This is a genomic window from Tsukamurella pulmonis (assembly GCF_900103175.1).
GTDB classification, from domain to species: Bacteria; Actinomycetota; Actinomycetes; order Mycobacteriales; family Mycobacteriaceae; genus Tsukamurella; species Tsukamurella pulmonis.
The window spans coordinates 33,824-49,845 of record NZ_FNLF01000002.1; the positions used below are offsets into that span (position 1 = coordinate 33,824).

At 69.1% G+C, this 16,022-nt stretch carries 15 protein-coding genes and 1 pseudogene; 12 read left to right on the forward strand and 4 right to left on the reverse strand.

Annotation, left to right across the window (positions count from 1 at the left end; genetic code table 11):
- Positions 1–4: 4 nt before the first annotated feature.
- The 4 genes from BLQ62_RS00450 to BLQ62_RS00465 all read left to right on the forward strand — a co-directional run bounded on the left by BLQ62_RS00450 (position 5) and on the right by BLQ62_RS00465 (position 4,776).
- Positions 5–2,005, forward strand: coding sequence for a hypothetical protein (locus tag BLQ62_RS00450; protein ID WP_068563641.1), 2,001 nt, complete (start codon positions 5–7; stop codon positions 2,003–2,005).
- The gene (locus BLQ62_RS00455) at positions 2,002–2,322 is read left to right on the forward strand and encodes a hypothetical protein (protein ID WP_068563643.1); all 321 of its coding nucleotides are present in this window, start codon (positions 2,002–2,004) and stop codon (positions 2,320–2,322) included. Before BLQ62_RS00450 ends, BLQ62_RS00455 begins: the two co-directional genes overlap by 4 nt.
- A 126-nt stretch (positions 2,323–2,448) precedes the next feature.
- Positions 2,449–4,212 (forward strand): M23 family metallopeptidase, encoded by a 1,764-nt coding sequence (locus tag BLQ62_RS00460; protein ID WP_068563644.1) that lies wholly within the window; start codon positions 2,449–2,451, stop codon positions 4,210–4,212.
- A 24-nt stretch (positions 4,213–4,236) separates the two neighbouring features.
- On the forward strand, positions 4,237–4,776 hold the full coding sequence (locus tag BLQ62_RS00465; RefSeq protein ID WP_068563647.1) for a hypothetical protein: 540 nt from the start codon (positions 4,237–4,239) through the stop codon (positions 4,774–4,776).
- 50 nt (positions 4,777–4,826) lie between these two features.
- On the opposite strand, the gene BLQ62_RS23625 is transcribed toward BLQ62_RS00465, so the two are convergent.
- The gene (locus tag BLQ62_RS23625; RefSeq protein ID WP_160126350.1) at positions 4,827–5,375 is read right to left on the reverse strand and encodes a hypothetical protein; all 549 of its coding nucleotides are present in this window, start codon (positions 5,373–5,375) and stop codon (positions 4,827–4,829) included.
- Here BLQ62_RS23625 and BLQ62_RS00475 point away from each other — a divergent pair.
- From BLQ62_RS00475 to BLQ62_RS00510, 8 genes and pseudogenes are all read left to right on the forward strand, one after another.
- A complete protein-coding gene (locus BLQ62_RS00475) occupies positions 5,362–6,549 on the forward strand; it encodes a type IV secretory system conjugative DNA transfer family protein (RefSeq protein WP_068563651.1) in 1,188 nt (395 codons plus the stop codon). The two genes, BLQ62_RS23625 and BLQ62_RS00475, sit on opposite strands and share 14 nt — an antisense overlap.
- Positions 6,546–7,259 carry a DUF4913 domain-containing protein gene (locus BLQ62_RS00480; RefSeq protein WP_068563653.1) on the forward strand — a complete coding sequence of 238 codons (714 nt, stop codon included), beginning with the start codon at positions 6,546–6,548 and terminating at the stop codon, positions 7,257–7,259. The genes BLQ62_RS00475 and BLQ62_RS00480 overlap by 4 nt, the downstream gene beginning before the upstream one ends.
- A complete protein-coding gene (locus BLQ62_RS00485) occupies positions 7,252–8,388 on the forward strand; it encodes a hypothetical protein (protein WP_139184109.1) in 1,137 nt (378 codons plus the stop codon). Before BLQ62_RS00480 ends, BLQ62_RS00485 begins: the two co-directional genes overlap by 8 nt.
- Positions 8,389–8,415: 27 nt before the next feature.
- Positions 8,416–8,985, forward strand: a complete 570-nt coding sequence (locus BLQ62_RS00490) for a hypothetical protein (RefSeq protein ID WP_068563657.1) — start codon at positions 8,416–8,418, stop codon at positions 8,983–8,985.
- Between the two features lie 40 nt (positions 8,986–9,025).
- Positions 9,026–9,721 (forward strand): hypothetical protein, encoded by a 696-nt coding sequence (locus BLQ62_RS00495; protein WP_139184110.1) that lies wholly within the window; start codon positions 9,026–9,028, stop codon positions 9,719–9,721.
- A 57-nt stretch (positions 9,722–9,778) separates the two neighbouring features.
- The gene (locus tag BLQ62_RS00500) at positions 9,779–10,327 is read left to right on the forward strand and encodes a hypothetical protein (protein ID WP_068563661.1); all 549 of its coding nucleotides are present in this window, start codon (positions 9,779–9,781) and stop codon (positions 10,325–10,327) included.
- Positions 10,328–10,337: 10 nt separating this feature from the next.
- A pseudogene (gene nrdH / locus BLQ62_RS24050) lies at positions 10,338–10,610 on the forward strand (glutaredoxin-like protein NrdH); the annotation flags it as partial.
- A gap of 246 nt (positions 10,611–10,856) precedes the next feature.
- Positions 10,857–11,735, forward strand: a complete 879-nt coding sequence (locus BLQ62_RS00510) for a MetQ/NlpA family ABC transporter substrate-binding protein (RefSeq protein ID WP_068563663.1) — start codon at positions 10,857–10,859, stop codon at positions 11,733–11,735.
- Positions 11,736–11,805: 70 nt separating this feature from the next.
- Here the strand turns inward: BLQ62_RS00510 and BLQ62_RS00515 are convergent, their stop codons facing one another.
- Genes BLQ62_RS00515 through mobC form a run of 3 tightly spaced genes read right to left on the reverse strand, consistent with a single transcriptional unit; the run spans position 11,806 to position 15,756 of the window.
- Positions 11,806–13,332: a hypothetical protein gene (locus BLQ62_RS00515; protein WP_139184111.1), complete on the reverse strand. Its 1,527-nt coding sequence runs from the start codon at positions 13,330–13,332 to the stop codon at positions 11,806–11,808.
- Positions 13,322–15,262 carry a relaxase/mobilization nuclease domain-containing protein gene (locus BLQ62_RS00520; RefSeq protein WP_139184112.1) on the reverse strand — a complete coding sequence of 647 codons (1,941 nt, stop codon included), beginning with the start codon at positions 15,260–15,262 and terminating at the stop codon, positions 13,322–13,324. The genes BLQ62_RS00515 and BLQ62_RS00520 overlap by 11 nt, the downstream gene beginning before the upstream one ends.
- Positions 15,259–15,756: a plasmid mobilization relaxosome protein MobC gene (mobC, locus tag BLQ62_RS00525; protein WP_068563669.1), complete on the reverse strand. Its 498-nt coding sequence runs from the start codon at positions 15,754–15,756 to the stop codon at positions 15,259–15,261. Before mobC ends, BLQ62_RS00520 begins: the two co-directional genes overlap by 4 nt.
- Positions 15,757–16,022 lie beyond the last annotated feature (266 nt).

Genomic DNA, 16,022 nt, shown 5'->3' on the forward strand with positions numbered 1-16,022 from the left:
CCTGATGACCACATCTCTCGAAATCCGGCGCGAGCGCCGGTCCCGGATCACCGCCGCGGCGGGCCTGGCGATCGACGCGGGCGTGGCTCCGGCCAACCCGGCGGAGAAGAAGAAGCGCAAGCCGAAGGTCTCGGAGGAAGACCGGCGCGAGCTGTTCAGCGAGGCGAAGCGCGACGAGCTCAACCGGGTGGCGCGCAGCGGCGGGCTCAAGGCCGTGCGGGCGCGCATCCGCCTCGACAACGACGCCAAGCGACGTGAGGAACGCACCTTCCGAGCGGAACTGCCGCAGCAGTTCGACGTGCCCACGCTGGCCCGCACAAACCAGGGCTTCGCCGGTCGCGGCGGCGGGCGGATGGGCTTCGTACGGCGGCCCACTGAGTTCCGCGGCACGACAGCGCAGATCCCCGGCATGTATCCCTTCTCGGTGGGCGCGTCCGCGCCCTTCTCAGGTGCACCGATCGGCACCCACCTCGAGACCGGCCAGCCGGTCGGCTACGGCACCATCAGCTGGTTCCTCGACAAGCAGATGACCGCGCCGTCGAAGATCACCCTGGGCCTCAACGGCATGGGCAAATCGACCTTCGAGCGCCGCTGCGTGCTCTGGGACATGGCGTCGGGCGTGCGACCGATGATCATGGGCGATATCCGACCGGACTTCGCGCCGATGTTCCATCGCGTCAACGAGCTGTCACGGGACGAGATGCGCCGCAAGCTCCCCCAGCGCTTCGACCCCGATCGGTTCCCCGACGGTCCGCTGCAGATCTCCGAGGTCGGTATCGGCGGCGGCAAGCTCAACCCGCTGGAGGCCGGCGGATTCGGCCGGCTCATCGACCGGCTGCCCACCCAGGCGCGAGCCCGCGCAGAGGTCGAGCTGCGCCGCCGTCAGGTCACCGCCCTCATGTCGCTGCTGGAGATCCTTCGTGGCAGCCCGTTCGAGGCGCACGAGGAGACGCTCGTCGGCACCGCACTAGACGTGCTGTACGAGACCAGCAACGAGTTCACCCTCAAGAAGCCCCCGCTCCCCGGAGACGTGCTGCGGATCCTCAAGCAGGCGCCGCAGACCCTTCTGAATAAGGGGAGCGAGGACGCGCGGCTGCTCGATATCGTCGAGGCCTCCGGCGCGATGGGCCGCACCGACGAGCTGACCTGGGACCGGTACGCAGCACTCACCGAGCGCCTGCGGCAGGCCCTGGACCTGATCGTCCGCGGCTCCTTCGGGTCGATGTTCAACGCGGAGACCACGAACCGCATCGACACCGACGCCCTCGGGGTGGCCGTCGACATCAGCAAGGTCCCGCACGGCGACACGAAGCTGCGCGGCGCGGTCATGATGACCACCTGGTCCGATGGCTTCTCGGCCGTGGAGGCGGCGCACATCCTCTCCGATCACGGTCTCGAGCCGCCACAGCTCTTCAACATGTACGTCGACGAGTTCTCCCTGGTGCTCGGCCTCGGCGCGAACATGGTCTACCGCATGGACGAGATCGTGCGCGTGCAGCGCGAGATCGGCACGGGCGCGAACTTCACCACCCACACGATCAAGGACCTCAGCGCCTTCGACAGCCTCGAGCACCGCCAGCGGGCGCTCGGATTCTTCGACCGCGCCCGCGCCAAGGTCTTCTTCCCCATCCCCGAGAGCGAGGTCGAGCTGCTCGACGGCATGGTCTCGATCAACGAGACCGAGCGCCGCAACCTCGCGGAGTGGGCCTCCGCCCCGCGCCGGGCCGACGACCCCGTCGTCAAGCCGTACAGCCTCGAGGAGTGGGACGAGATCCAGGACGGCAGCCTGGAGAGCGCATGGGCCGCCGGGATGCCACGGAAGGCCGGCGGGCTTCGGATCCCGCCCGGCATGGGCAAGGCCATCATCAAGGTCGGCGAAGGCGACCAGCCGGGCATTCCCCTACAGACCGTCGTACCGCCGATCGACCGGCGCTACGGCTTCCACAACACCAACCGTCGGTTCGAGCAGGCGTCCGGCAGGAACATGGAAGGAAATGCAGCGTGAGCATCGAGGATCTGATCGACCCCACACTCTTCGAGGCGACCAACCCGAGTCGCCGCGCCGCGACTCCCGAGGCGAAGGCCGCGGCCGTGAGCGCTGTCCGCCAGCTCCTCGAGCGCACCACCATGAGCCCGCACGCCGCCACCGAGCTGGTCGCCAAGCACATCGGCAAGTCCGGTAACAGCGTTCGACGGTGGTGCGAGATCGCACAGGTCGGCCGAGAGACCGCGCTGACACCGCTGCGCCGCGAGTACGAGACCAAGCTCGAGGTCATGGCCGAGCTGAGCCGCGCCCTGGCGGCATCGAAGGAGGACCTCTAACGGTCCGCGCGGTCTCCGCGCACTGCACTTGCTCACTGGGTCGGCTAGGGCCCCGAGCACACGCAGCCGCAGGACACCGAATCACCCACCGGCCAACCGGAACACGGTTTGGCGAGAGGAAACGGCATGGATCAAGGAAAGGGCGCTGCCACCGCGATCGTCGGTGCAGCACTGGGGCTCGTCGTCGCGTTGGTGATGATGATCGCGGTGCTCTTCGGCGCCAGCGATGACGACGAGTGCCTGCCGGCGGGCGGGGCCAGCGCCGCGGTAGCGCAGGGTGGCGGCAGCGCGGCGATCCCGAGCGCCGAGGGCACCGTCAAGCCGATGAAGGCCGGGACCTTCCAGCTCACCTCACCGTTCGGCCTGCGCGAGGGCGGCGAGATGCACAAGGGCCAGGACCTCGCGGGACCGGCCGGAACGCCGATCTACGCCTTCGCCGACGGCGTCGTTCGATACTCGGGCACCGCCAAGGGCTTCGGCCACTGGATCGTGATCGACCACAACATCAAGGGTCAGCGGGTCAGCACGGTCTACGGCCACATGTACGCCGACGGGCTCATCGCGAAGCAGGGCGAGACGGTTAAGGCGGGACAGCTCATCGCCAAGGAGGGCAGCGACGGGCAGTCCAGCGGCCCGCACCTGCACTTCGAGGTGCATCCCGGCGGCTACAAGGACCCGTCCACCGCCGTCGATCCCGCACCGTGGCTCGCGGCCGCGGGCGAGCCCGGTGGTCTGCCGGCTGCGGCGCCTGCAGGTCCGACCGCGCAGCTCGCACAGCCCGACCAGGCCCCCGCCCAGCAGCCGAACGCACCTCCCGCCGCCGCACCGGCTCAGGTCGGTGCACAAGCGGGGACCGGCGCGGGCACCTTCTCCAAGGACACCGGCCCCGGGCAGGTCGACCGTACCGGCGGCATCAACGGCGGATTCGTCACCCTGGGAAACATTTCCGGGCAGGGCGTCACGACCGCGGGCCAGCAGCGCGCCTGGGACCTGGTGCGCACGAAGTTCCCCGACGCCACGCTCATCAGCGCGACCCGGACCGTCCAGGTCCTCGGCCGTCCCGATAACCACAACCGCGGCCTGGCGATCGACCTCGGCGGTGACGTCTCGAAGCTGCCCGCGATCGCCAACTGGATCGCCGACACCTTCCCCGATTCGCAGGAACTGATCCTCTCCCCGTTCAGTCGCAACATCCACGGCGGCAAGCCCTTCCAGTACGACGCGAGCACCCTCGCTGACCACCGCGATCACGTCCACTGGACGGCGCCCGCCCGCGTTCTCAACGGCAACGGCGGCACCCTCACCCCGCCCGACTCCTCGGCCGGGTCCGGTACCTGCACCCCTGGAGGCGGCGGCGACAACACCGTCGGTGGCGGCGTCGACAACCTCGCAGCGGGCAAGGTTCCGCCTGAGTTCGAGCCGTGGTTCCGCCGCGCCGGCACGACGTGCCCGCAGATCTCCAGCGCACTGCTCGCCGGTGACACCAAGCAGGAGTCCGGCTTCAACCGTCTCGCCGTCTCCAGCTCCGGCGCGCAGGGCTCTGCACAGTTCATGCCCGGAACCTGGACCGCCTACGGCAGAGACGACGACGGCAACGGCAGAGTGTCCCCGTTCGACATCGGCGACGCGACCATGGCCCAGGCCCGCTACTTCTGCGCGATCGCCAAGCAGATCGACGGCTGGATCGCCGCCGGAACGGTCAAACCCGATGCCACCGGAGCGGTGGGGCTCTACATCGCCGCCTACAACGCCGGTGAGGGCGCCATTCAGAAAGCTGGCGGTATGCCCTCCGGTGGCGACTACACCACCCAGACCCGCCCCTACGTCCAGCGTGTCCTGGCCTACGCCCGCGAGTTCGCCGGGCAGGGCTTCGACGGCCGAGGCCTGTAGACCATCACCCAATCGGAGACCGACATGACCAGATCCACAGCCGCCGCCAAGGCACTCTTCGTCGTGGTGCTCGCGGGCCTGCTCGCGATCGCGGGATGCAGCGACGAGGGTGCGAAACCGGCGAATCCATCGCAGAGCGAGCATTACGAGCCGGGCGACTCCGGGCTGCCTGCCGGAACGCCGTCGACGGTGTTCAGCGAAGCTCTCACCTCGCTGTTCACCTGGGAGCCGGTCACCCAGTCCTCGCCGACCGACGCACTGGTGGCGGCGAAGAAGTACCTGACCGGCAAGGCCCTCGCCGACGCGGAATCGCCCGCCCGGGTGCGGACCAGCGCGGACTGGTCCGCGTGGCGCGCCAACCAGGACATCGTGACCGCGGTGGTGGGCGAGCCGCAGATCGTCGAGCACCCCGACGGCACGGCCTCGGCCCGGGCGACCCTCACCCAGATCGTGCAGCACCTCGACGGCACGACGACCCCGTACACCCGGTACACCGCCTCGGCGCAACTGCTCCGCGTAGGCCCTACCTGGAAGCTCTCCACCTACCCCGACCTCAACGTCTAACGCGAAGGAGCACAACGAATATGGGAATCCTCACCGCACCCCGCCGATCCTCACCGGGTAAGCCGCGCACGGTCGGCGATCCCGCCCTCGCCCTGGCCTTCGTCGCGCTGGCCGTCACGGTCGCCCTCGCGCTGTGCGTGTACGTCGCGATCAGGGTCGGCACCGTCGGTGCCACCAGTAATCCCGTCGAGACCATCGCCCGGGTGGCGTTCGGCAAGATCGAGTGGACCGTCACGTGCACCATCGTGCTGGTCCTCGAGATCCTCGTCATCGTTGCCGTGCTGCTCACGATCGCCGTCGCCGTCGCGCGGCGGCGCCGCGACCGGTTGCCGATCGACAACGTCGCCGAGCTGCTCGCCCACGGCCGCGAGTTGAACCCGCTGCGTGAGAAGGCCGCCCGACAGCTCGCCGACCGTGTTGGCATCGCACCCGAGCTTCCTCCCGGGCTGACCCTCGGGTACAGCGTCGCCGGCAATCACCGTCTGTTCCAGAACTACGAGGCGTGCGCCTGCCACATCTGGGGTCCGCGGCGCGGCAAAACCAGCACGCAGGCGATCCCCGCGATCGTCGACGCCCCGGGGCCCGGTGCTCGCGACCACCAACAAGTTCGACGCGCTGCTGCAGTCCACCCGCGAGTGGCGGGCACGCAAGGGCCGCGTCTATGTCTTCGACATCCAGCAGATCGCCGGCGAGCGACCCACCTTCTGGTGGAACCCGCTGACTTACGTGGTCGACGACGTCACCGCCGAGAACCTGTGCGCCGTGTTCGCCGGGTCCGAGGTCGTCGCCAGCTCTGGCGGCAGCAGCGCCTTCTTCACCAAGGCCGCCGCCCGCCTGCTCAAGGCGTTGCTGCGCGCCGCGGCGGTTGGCAAGGAGCCGATCACGATCGTCCTCGAATGGCTCACCAACCACGAGCAGTGCATTGAGGCCGTCAAGCACCTCAACAACCACGGGCTGCAGGAACTCGCCCGCCAGGTGATGCAGCAGATGAAGGCACCCGAGAAGCAGCGCGGCGGCGTCTACGAGACCGCGGCGAACTGGATGGCCTGCGTCGGCATGGACACCGTCCGACCGTGGATCACCGATCCGGGCGACGGCACCACCCCGCACCTGGACCTCAATCAGTTCGTCCGCTCGACCGACACGCTCTACTGCCTCTCCCGCAACGCCGGGGCCGTCGGCGCCGGCCAGGTCGTCGCCGCACTCGTCCAGGCCGTCTGCGACGCCGCCGAGGCCTACGCCAGCCGCAGCGGTGGCCGAATGCCGGTGCCGCTGGTCGGCGTGCTCGACGAGGCCGCAAACGTGGTCCGCTGGCACAGGTTGCCCGAGGTCTACTCGTACTACGGCTCGCAGGGGATCCTGCTGCAGTCGTACTTCCAGTCGTACGAGCAGGGTGCGGCCGCGTTCGGTCGTGAGCAGATGGACATGCTGTGGGACTCGGCGAACCTGCGGGTCTTCGGCGGCGGTGTAGCGAGCACCCGCTTCCTCGAGGACCTCGTCAAGCTCGCGGGCGACTACAACTACCGACAGACCTCGCACAGCGAGAACAGCCGCGGCGGCGGCGGTTCGCGATCGACGCAGATCGGCGACAAGACGATCCTGACCATCGCCGACCTCGCATCACTGCCCTTCGGCCGAGCGCTCGTCTTCGCATCCGGCATGCGCGCGGCGCTGGTCCGCACGCCGGGCTGGTACGAGGATCCCAAGCGGGCGGCGCTGCAGAAGGCGATCGACGACGGTGAGCTGCGGGCACTGACCTTGGAGGCAGCGTGACCACCCCGCCCTTGCCCGGGATGGGCGCGCCGCCCTCGCTGGCGGATGCGATGCGCCCACACGTCGACGCTCTCCTCAAGCTCAACACGACGCGGGAGGTCAGCAAGACCTTCGGCAGACCGCTGCTCGAGGAGATCAACGACCTCGTCGAGTCCTCCGAGGCCTTGACGATCTTCGAGGCCGACGTCCAGCGAGGCCTTAAGGAGGTCCTGACGCAGGACCGCGTCGACGACGCCGTGGTCGACGCGATCACGGACCTGCTGTATCCGCCTGAGCCACCGGAGCTGGCATTTCCTGATCTAGGCGCCTTCGTGGAGGGCTACGTCGTTCGCGTGTACCGCCGCGAGGTCGAGTTCGGCACGGCGCACATCTGGTGCCCGAGCTGGTTCGAGCACGAACCGCTCGTAGTGGCCATGCAGTGCCTGTGGTCCGCGTTCGAGACCTACAGGCGCGATCCGGGGATCGGCCCGCTGGTCTTCCACCGGGACGGTCTGCTGCCGATCATGAACGCCTACACCCACCCCGACGGCCCGCTCAAAGGCTGCTCGGTGCTCGAAGGCCATCTGCCCGACAAGATGCTCAAGCCGTTGCCGTGCAACCCCATCCCCGAGGACCTGTTCAAGCCGACCCCGGCGGAGATGGCCGGCATGCCGACTGCTCCTCCCGAACTTCCCAACACCCCCCTACTGACAGGAGCTTCCGATGAGTAACGAAGACCATGGCGCCGCCGAGTCCGAGGCGATGGGCTCGGCCGGCCAGGTGCTCCGCACCGTCATGATGATGGCCGGCCAGTTCGCGCAGATCCGGGCCGGTGTTGCGCAGCGGCGCGCGCAGGAACAGGAGCGGCAGGAACGCGAGGAGCAGGCTGCGCTCCGCGAGGAGGAGAGGCAGATCGAGGCTGAGAAAGCCGCCGATCTGGCCGCCCGCAAGGAGGTCAAGCAGATCAAGGATCGCGCCCTTCGAGAACGCGACCAGCGGATCCGCGACCACACGATCAACGAGCGCACCGAGACTCGGCGCCAGCACGAGGCGCAGCGCCGGATCGCCGAGCACCACCTGCAGCGCGCCGATCGGGATCAGGACTTCTTCGAGACCGCGACACCCGAGGAGATCGCCCTCCGGTACCGCCAGGCGGTCGAGTTCAACGACGAGTCCGGCATCGCGCAAACGATGCGCTCGAAGATCGAGGAGTTCGCCAAGAGCAAGGGCGTCGACCTCACCGACTCACCCGACGAAGAGAAGGCGGACCTCGCCGCGATCCTCGCGAAGGCGATGAACCCCAACCGCGACCAAGAACGCGACGACGATCCCGACGGGAAGCAGCGCATCGCTGAGGCACTCGTCGCAGGCGCCGATGCAGACGACCGCGCCGCGGCCGCGGAGCGGTCGGCGAGCACGAAGCTCGAACCGCAGGAACTCAGCGAGATCGCGCAAGCCAAGCGCGAGGAGATCCAGGCGGTGCTCAACAACCTCGCCGCCAAGCGCGGCAACCCAAGCTCTCCCACGGCCGCCACCAAGAAGTCCGCGCCGGCCGCCACCCGCCCGGACCGGGCAAGCGCGATCCTCAACGCGGCCAAGGTTCGCGCGGACGAGCGGGCGTCTGTGGCGCCCTACGACAGTGCCGATCGGCGAGCCGCGACCGCACAGCACCTCGAGGAGAACACCACCGCAAGCGCGGATGCGATCCAGGCCCGGATGAGTGCGGACATCTCGTCGGCACAGCCGGTGCAGACCGCCCTCGGCGCGAAGGTCCGCCAGCCCACCGCGAACAAGTCCGGTCAGGTCCGAGACCTGAGCCAGAAGGTCAGTGCCCGCGAGCGGCAGGAGCCGGGCCGGTAGGCCCACCACCGAGGAAGGAAGATCACCATGACCGACAACAACATGCCCGAGGACACCGGATCACCCGAGTTCGTGGGCACCACGGCGCAGCATCCCGACCGATACCCGTTCGTCGCCGGGACGGCACCGTCGTCACGTGCAGAGCGCGGGAGACGCCGACGGATCGCAGGGGCGGTGGCGGTGCTCGCGGCGGCCGGCGCCGCGGCATTGATCGCCACGCTTCCCGTCGGCGCCGAACAGCCGCAGGCCGCAAGTTCGGCGACACCGTCGGCCGCGCCGTGCAGCTCGCCGGGCGCCGCCCCGGGCGGCGAGATGACGGCAGGCCTGCCGAACCACCTGCCGTGCTCGAACGTCGACGACCTCGTTCAGCAGAAGGTGCGCGGCGATCTCCTGGCCAAGTGCGCTGCGGCGATCGCGCAGGCCTCGGCCGCAGCCGGCGCCGGAGGCGGCGCCGCGGCCGCGGTGATCGCCCCCACGGCGATCCACCCCGCATGCCAGCCCGTACTGACCGGATACACCGAGGGCGCCCGCGCCGCACAGGAAGCAATCGCCAGCGCGACGGCGCCCACCGTGGTGTCGCCCGCGCCCAACCGTTGATCACCACACACCCATCCACCGCTAGGTAGAGGAGAACACCATGGCAAGCCGCACGATGTCCAAGGCCGACGAGTGGGAGAAGGCCCGCAAGTTCGTCGCGGAGCACCCCGAGCTGGCCGAGATGGACAGCCACGCAGCGATCTACAAGTTCTGCGACAGCAAGCGCCACACCGGTAAGACGCTGTGGCCCAAGGTGCGCCGCGAGCTGGAAAAGCAGTACAACATCGACTACGCGGAGCTCAAAGCGCAGGCCGCCGAGCGCACCGCCCAGCGTGCCGAGGAACTCAAGAACGTCGGCGACGACGTCACCCGCGTCGAGCTGTACACCTTCGGCGAGATGATCGAACGTCAGGACAGCTCGTTTATGGGCGCGTTCGCGATCACCGACAGCGAGGGCGCCGACCAGTGGTACGGCAACATCCACCGCAGTCGCGGAATCGAGACCGACCCGGCCGCGGCCACCGAGGCCGTGTGCAGCGCGATCTGGCTCGCGGGCAAGGTCCGCGAAGATGCCGACCTCGAGGTGATCGCCGCGACGATCCACCACAGCTACCCGGACATCGACGCGGACCGCGTCGATGCCGCCTCGGTCCGCAACAGCGTCGCGGTGACGCTCACCCACGTCGACGCCGAGAACAACCCGGCGTCAGTGACCTGCCTGGAGAAGCCGGGCTACCGCGACTGGCAGGAGATCCGCCTCCGCGACCTCATCACCTACTCGCCCGCGCCGGCCTGACCGGGCCGCCCGCCTGACCCAACCTGCAGCAGTACCCGAGAAGAAACGGCAAACATCATGAGCTACCCCAACTACTCCGATCACACGCCTGCGGGCGCGCTCTCGGACCTCACGCGCGAGCTGGAGAACCCCGCCGGGCAACACCCGGCGGCCGTGGCCCGCGCCGACGAGAGCGTGTTCCCCTTCAACGTCAGTCGCTACACCGTCGGGATGATCGTCACGACCGGCATCGCCGCCCTGCTGGCGTTCACGCTGACCTGGGCCAACAACTGGCTGGCTGTCAACCACGGCATCCCGTGGTCCTCGTCGGCGCAGTCGACGAGCACCAATCTCTGGGGCGCCGTCTTTCTGGCGGTGGCCAGCGGTGCGACGTTCCTGCTCCTCGTCTGGCTGACCGATCGGCCGCATCTGCTCTACGGCGTGCTCGCCGCGCTCATCACCCTCATCGCGCTCGGCCTGCCATGGGCCACCGACATCTCCCCCATGGCCGGCTTCCTCAACGGTGTCGCGCACGCAGCCGTGGTGATCACCATCGCGGCGTTGACGGAGTCCCTGGGCCGTGCCGCGCTCATCCGCGCGCAGGACCCCAACACCCTCACGTACTAGGAGGAAGGCCATGACCACAGCAGAAGCACACGCGAGCGGAGCGCCCGCGCCATCGCGGGTCGACATCACCGTCTACAGCAAGCCAGCGTGCGTCCAGTGCAACGCAACGTACAAGGCGCTCGACAAGGCGGGCGTGCCGTACAACGTCGTCGACATCAGCCAGGACGACGAGGCCCGCGACTACGTCATGGGCCTGGGCTACCTGCAGGCGCCGGTCGTCGTGGCCGGCGACCAGCACTGGTCCGGGTTCCGGCCGGAAAAGGTGCGCGACGCAGTCTCCGCGGTCAAGGCCGCGCAGGGGCCCGCGGGTCCGCGGGCCGTGCTCGAGGCCACCACCACCGCCACGACGCCCACGCGCGGTGCTGTAGCTCCGTCCGTGGCCACGGCGGCGCCGACGGCCGCCGTGGATACCCAGGAGCGGGCCCCGGCCGGCGTGGAACGGTAGCCCCTTCGATCAAGCCCTGCACCGCGGCGGGGCGCGGCGATCACGTCGCACCCCGCCGCCTCCACCAACGGAAAGGCACACCCCATGAAGATCACGCGCCTCGCGCTCGCCCTGGCGGTGCCAGTCGCTCTCGCCTCCGGCGTCGCGGCCTGTGGCACCGACACCACCGCCGCGCCGATCAAGATCGGCGTGACCGACGGTGCCCGCCCGTTCTGGACGGTCTACAAGGACCTCGCCAAGGAGCAGGGCATCAACGTCGAAATCCGGAACTTCGACGACTACCAGGCCCCGAACGCCGCCCTCAACGACGGTGACGTGCAGATCAACGAGTACCAGCACCTGCTCTTCCTCGCGGCCTACAACAAGCAGAACAAGACCGAGCTGACGCCGATCGGATCCACCGGCCTCTACCCGACGGCGCTCTACTCCAAGAAGCACCGCACTCTCGCGGAGATCCCGCAGGGCGGCACCGTCGTGATCCCCAACGACCAGACGAACCAAGCACGCTCCCTCGCCTTGCTCTCGTCCGCCGGGCTCGTCAAGTTCCGCACCGACCCCAGCCCCATCGTGAGCATCGCAGACGTCGACAAGGCCGCGTCGAAGGTCAACGTGCGCGCCGTGCGACCGAATGAGACGGTGGTCGGAATCGACAATGTCAGCGGCGCCATCGTCGACCCTGCGACCGCTGCGGCTGCCAAGCTCGGCGCCGAGCAGGTCCTCGCGAAGGAAGATCCGGGCACCGCGACCGCCGCTCCATACGTCAACGTGTTCGTGGTGCGCAAGGACGATGCGAAGAACGACACGTACCTTCGGCTCGCCAAGCTCTACCACGACCAGAAGGTCACCACGGCGGCCCGCTCCGACGTCGGAGACGCCTTCACCGTCGTCGACAAGCCCGCCACCGAGCTGCAGCAGACGCTCACCACTGTGCAGCGTCAGCTCGCGCAGGCCCGCCCGAGCTGAGCCTCCTGCGACAGACAGCGCCCCGACCGGACGTACCGGTCGGGGCGCTCTCGTCGTGTGCGGGTCTCGATCAACCGCGCCGCCCCCGGGCAGGCTGGCGCGGGCGGCGGCACTCGCGTCGGATCTTGTTGAACAGACCCTCGCGGCCTGTCTGCGTGACGAACTTCAGCAAGTACGTATACGGGACGAGAGCGAGATCGACCGGGAGATGCCCGGAGTGCTCGACGAGCTCGTCATCGTCGGTCCAGAAGCCATGGGTGGCATTGCGGCGGGCGGTCATGAGTTTGGTGATCCGCCTCGCCGGCGCGATCGTCGGATCGCGCGGCGGCAGAAAGAACTCGTCCGCGATCGCGCGCGATGCGGTCAGTGCTCGCTCGGTCGGCAGCATCAGCACGGGCCGGGCACGCTCCGGAACGTGATCGACGACAGTCGCAATCGCGCGTTCGAGGGCGTTCGGCGCGAACAACCCATCGACGCCGCCTCCGATGAACGCGTCACCCAGCAGATCCATCGCGCTGAACATCAGCAGGAGCTGCGCGCTCGGATCGCGCCCCTGCCGTGCCACCGCGGCGACTCGCGAGAGCAGCTGCTCGAAGTTCAGCATCCACCGATGGTGCTCGGCGGGAAGGTAGACACCGTCGGCGTCGACGTAGGTCGTCGGCGCGTAGATGACGTGGATCGTCTCGTTCATCTGCTGGGTCCACCAGTCGATCGCGGCGGCATACGCCGCGCGATGGATACCGTCGTAGCGCTCGCGCATGACCTGCGGCCCCGGCATCGTCGACGGTTCGGTACGGGTCTCGAGGTGTGAGAGTAGATCCAGTAGATCGCGGCTGGGCCCCGCACCCAGCCCGGCCGAAAGACGCCCGAACGTGACGATGGTGGTCTGGTTGATCCGCGGCACTCCGAATCCCCACATGCTCGGCGACGCGTTGCCCAGGAGCGGTGCGTAGAACGGCGCGCCCATCACCGCGGCGTCGAGCAATGCGGCCCCGGACTGGAAGGTCAGACGATCCGGCTCCGCATGGTACGAATCGAGCACCTCAGCGAAACTCTGCCGGCCGAACCGGAGAAGGATCTGCGGCAGCTTCGACCACTGGTACAAGGTGGGGTTCACACGGACGTCGTGGATCGCGTGATCCGGGAGCACCAGATCCCCAAGGTGCGCCTCATCGGTGAACTCGATGGCAGCCATGACATCGCTGATCCGCTGGATTGCGGCGGGCAGTTCCGCGTCAGGGACGGACATCACGTCGTAGACGAGACTCCTCAGCGCCGCCGGCAGGGAAGGCTGCGTTTCAGCTTGCGTTCGAGCGATGGACACGATCTTCGCCCTCAGCTCCGGTGGTGCGCCACCAGGCGTGGGAGGAGTGGGCACGGTACAAGTGTCGATCCGGCTGCGCCGAAGCGGCGGCCCGTGAAGCTGGGACGCGGTGAGCATGGCGTCAGCCGTCGCAGCGACCGTCCACATCCCCGGCTCGTCGGCTGAAGCCGCGGCGACCGCCCGCAGCCCCCACTCGGCCAGCAGCGCGGACGGATCGCCGCCGCCGAACTCAGGCGGCAGCGCGATCCGCATCGCGCGCGGGTCAGCGCTCATGCCCACCGCCGCGGCGATCGTCCGACGGACGCTGATACGGCATCGGGCGGCGCGGCGAGTGCTCGTGCGGCCTCTGGGGTCCGGGCGTGGTCGTCGGTGTCGGCTGTGGCGGCACGGTGGCGGCAGCGAGCGCGTCGTCGGAGATCCAGCGCCGGGGCGCGGCCGCGGGCACGAGCTGCAGTCCGACGGTACGGGCACGCAGATCCTCGACGCGTTCGCGCTGCAGCTCGGTCAGTCGCGCCGCGGCGGCCGCGTTGCCGGCCGCCTGGTGTGCGTCGGCAAGCGCCGACACCGCCGCGAGGAGCTGCTGCATCACCACGGCCCACGCGAGCGCGGAGTCCTGGTGGCTCGAGACCATCATCAGCATGGCGGCCGCGGTCGCGGGCGACGAGCGGCGCCCAAGTGACGGCCGAGCGTGCTCGTACTTGCGTCCAGCCGATCGGGCGATGGTGTTGCACGAGCGGGCGAGCGGCCCGGGCTGCTCGCGTTCGACGGTGATGCTCCATGCGGCGAACACGCCCGCGGTCATCGCCGACGCGCGGCCGATGAGTTCAGGGTCGTCGGCGGGCAGCGCGCGGATGTAGTCGGTGAAGCCGGCCAGCTCGCTGCGCGCGCGGTCGAGCTGAGAGTGCGCCGCGGTCGGATCGGGCTCGGGCAGCGGGTCCGGCTCCGCGGCGTGCTTCGGCGCGGCCTCGGCCGCACCTACCTGATACGGCAGCGCTCGCCGCGCCCGCGGCGCCGGCGGCGGCGCGGCGGACGCGGATGGTTGCGCATCGGCTGTTCCCTGGCCGGTGCCCACGGAAGCGCGCTCCTCGATCGCGGCCCGAGCCTCGCGGGTCGCACGGTCCGGGTTGTCGGTGACCGCGTTCCAGCGGCGCCGCGCGCGGCTCTCCCCCGCGACGTCCTCGCCCCATCCACGGCGCAGTTGGCCGAGACCGAGATCCCGCGAGAGGTTCGTCCCTGAGTACCACGCGATGTCCGCGACGGCCAGGCGCTCGACCTTCCCCGCGCCGGCTGGCATGAGCGCAACGGAGTACCCGGCCACACGCCCCTCCTTGATGTACGGACGAAGGAGCATGCTGTCGTCCGCGGCGAGGCGGTCGACGAAGTCCGCCTCGTCGCGTGCAGCGGTGCTGTACGCCCGAACGCGCCGCATCAGTTCAAGCTTGACGGGCTCGCTGCGCCCATAGAGTTCCTCAGCCACCTTGACCTCCGCGTGGTGATAGGACGGGGACACTGCGCCTGGGTCGCGGTCGATCCGCAACCCGTGCCGCTTCTCGATCTCCTGAACGATCCGCGAGGACCTCGGTCCATCACCGATCTTGTTCTTCGGGTTGTTCGGGTCGCGTTCCCAGAACAGGTCGACCCTCGATCCGTCCGCGCGGACGAGGTCCGCGCCGATGTGGATGTGATCGTTCCCGTTCTTCGACGTGCCGTGGTGAATGGCGATCCAGTTCACCGGCGCGTCGGTCTCGGTGTCGAAGCCCATATCGCGCATGAACTCGCGCGCGATCGCGCCCCACTTCTCCGGCCCGAGTGCCGCCTCGTCGGGGTGCAGCGACAAGCTGCACTGCCACACGTACGCATCGGGGAAGAACGACTGGGAGCGCACCCACGCCTTCTTCTCAGCAGCGGTGGTTCCAGGGAGCATGTTCTTCGCTTGCTCCTCAGCGCGCTTCTTCTTCGGGTCGGTCCACCCGACCTTCACCCCATGCGCATCGTGCGGCTCATCGAGCTGCGCGGCGATCACCGTCGCGTCCTCGCGTGTGAGCACACGCGGCTTCCCGTCCTCCATCGGCAGCGCGAAACGCTCCAGTGACCCTGAGCCCGCGACGACGTGTGGGTTGCTGTGTTCGTTGAACTTGCCCGGGCCCTGCAAGTAGTAGATCAACCCCGCCATGTAGGAGCCGCGCGTGATCTTCGCTCTCATCGGCCGGCCGTCCCGCCCCCGCGCGGCACCGACACCCCGCGCACCGCCTCCGTCACCCGGTCGCATGCGCGCATCGCCGCGTCCACCGCCGCGGCCGCGTCCTCGCCCAGCTCACCTGTCGCGTTCGCGTGCCGCGCGATCTGGTTCAGGTTGGACCCAATCGCGGCGAGCAGGTTGCGCAGCTCGGTCCCGCGCTGGACCGCCTCGATCGCCTCCTGCCGTCGAGTCGCGGCGACCGGTGCACCGTCGGCCGGCGCGGACGCGGCGCGCATCTCCGGGTCGAGTGCACACGCGACCAGCAACCGCGGAATCGTCATGTGCTCCTGCTCGGCGCGCATCGTCAGCAGCGCGTGCTCCTCTGTCGAGAGCATCACCTTGGTCTTCTTCGTCCGACCGCCGTCGACGTTGTGCTGGCGCCGGCGCCGCAGACTCGCTCCCGCCGCGCGCGCCGTCTGAGCGCCCTTCCCGCCGGCTCCCGCGGTCTCGTCGGTCACTGCCTCATTCCCCGTTCTATCGCGCCGAAGGCGTGCCTGCGCCCCTAGCGCAGGCACCCCAGCTGAGTAACAGCCTAGCCCCCAGCTAGGCACTCAGCGTCGATTTAGGTCCCCTAAATCATATCTTGCTCCCGCCCTTCCGGGCTGGAGTGCGCGTTTTCCGCTGCCACGGGGGTGCCTTGCGCCTTCGGCGGATCTGAAAGGGTGAGACCCTGCTGCGGATATGCGACACTGGTCCTGGAAGTGGGTGGCTAGACCCGCGACCA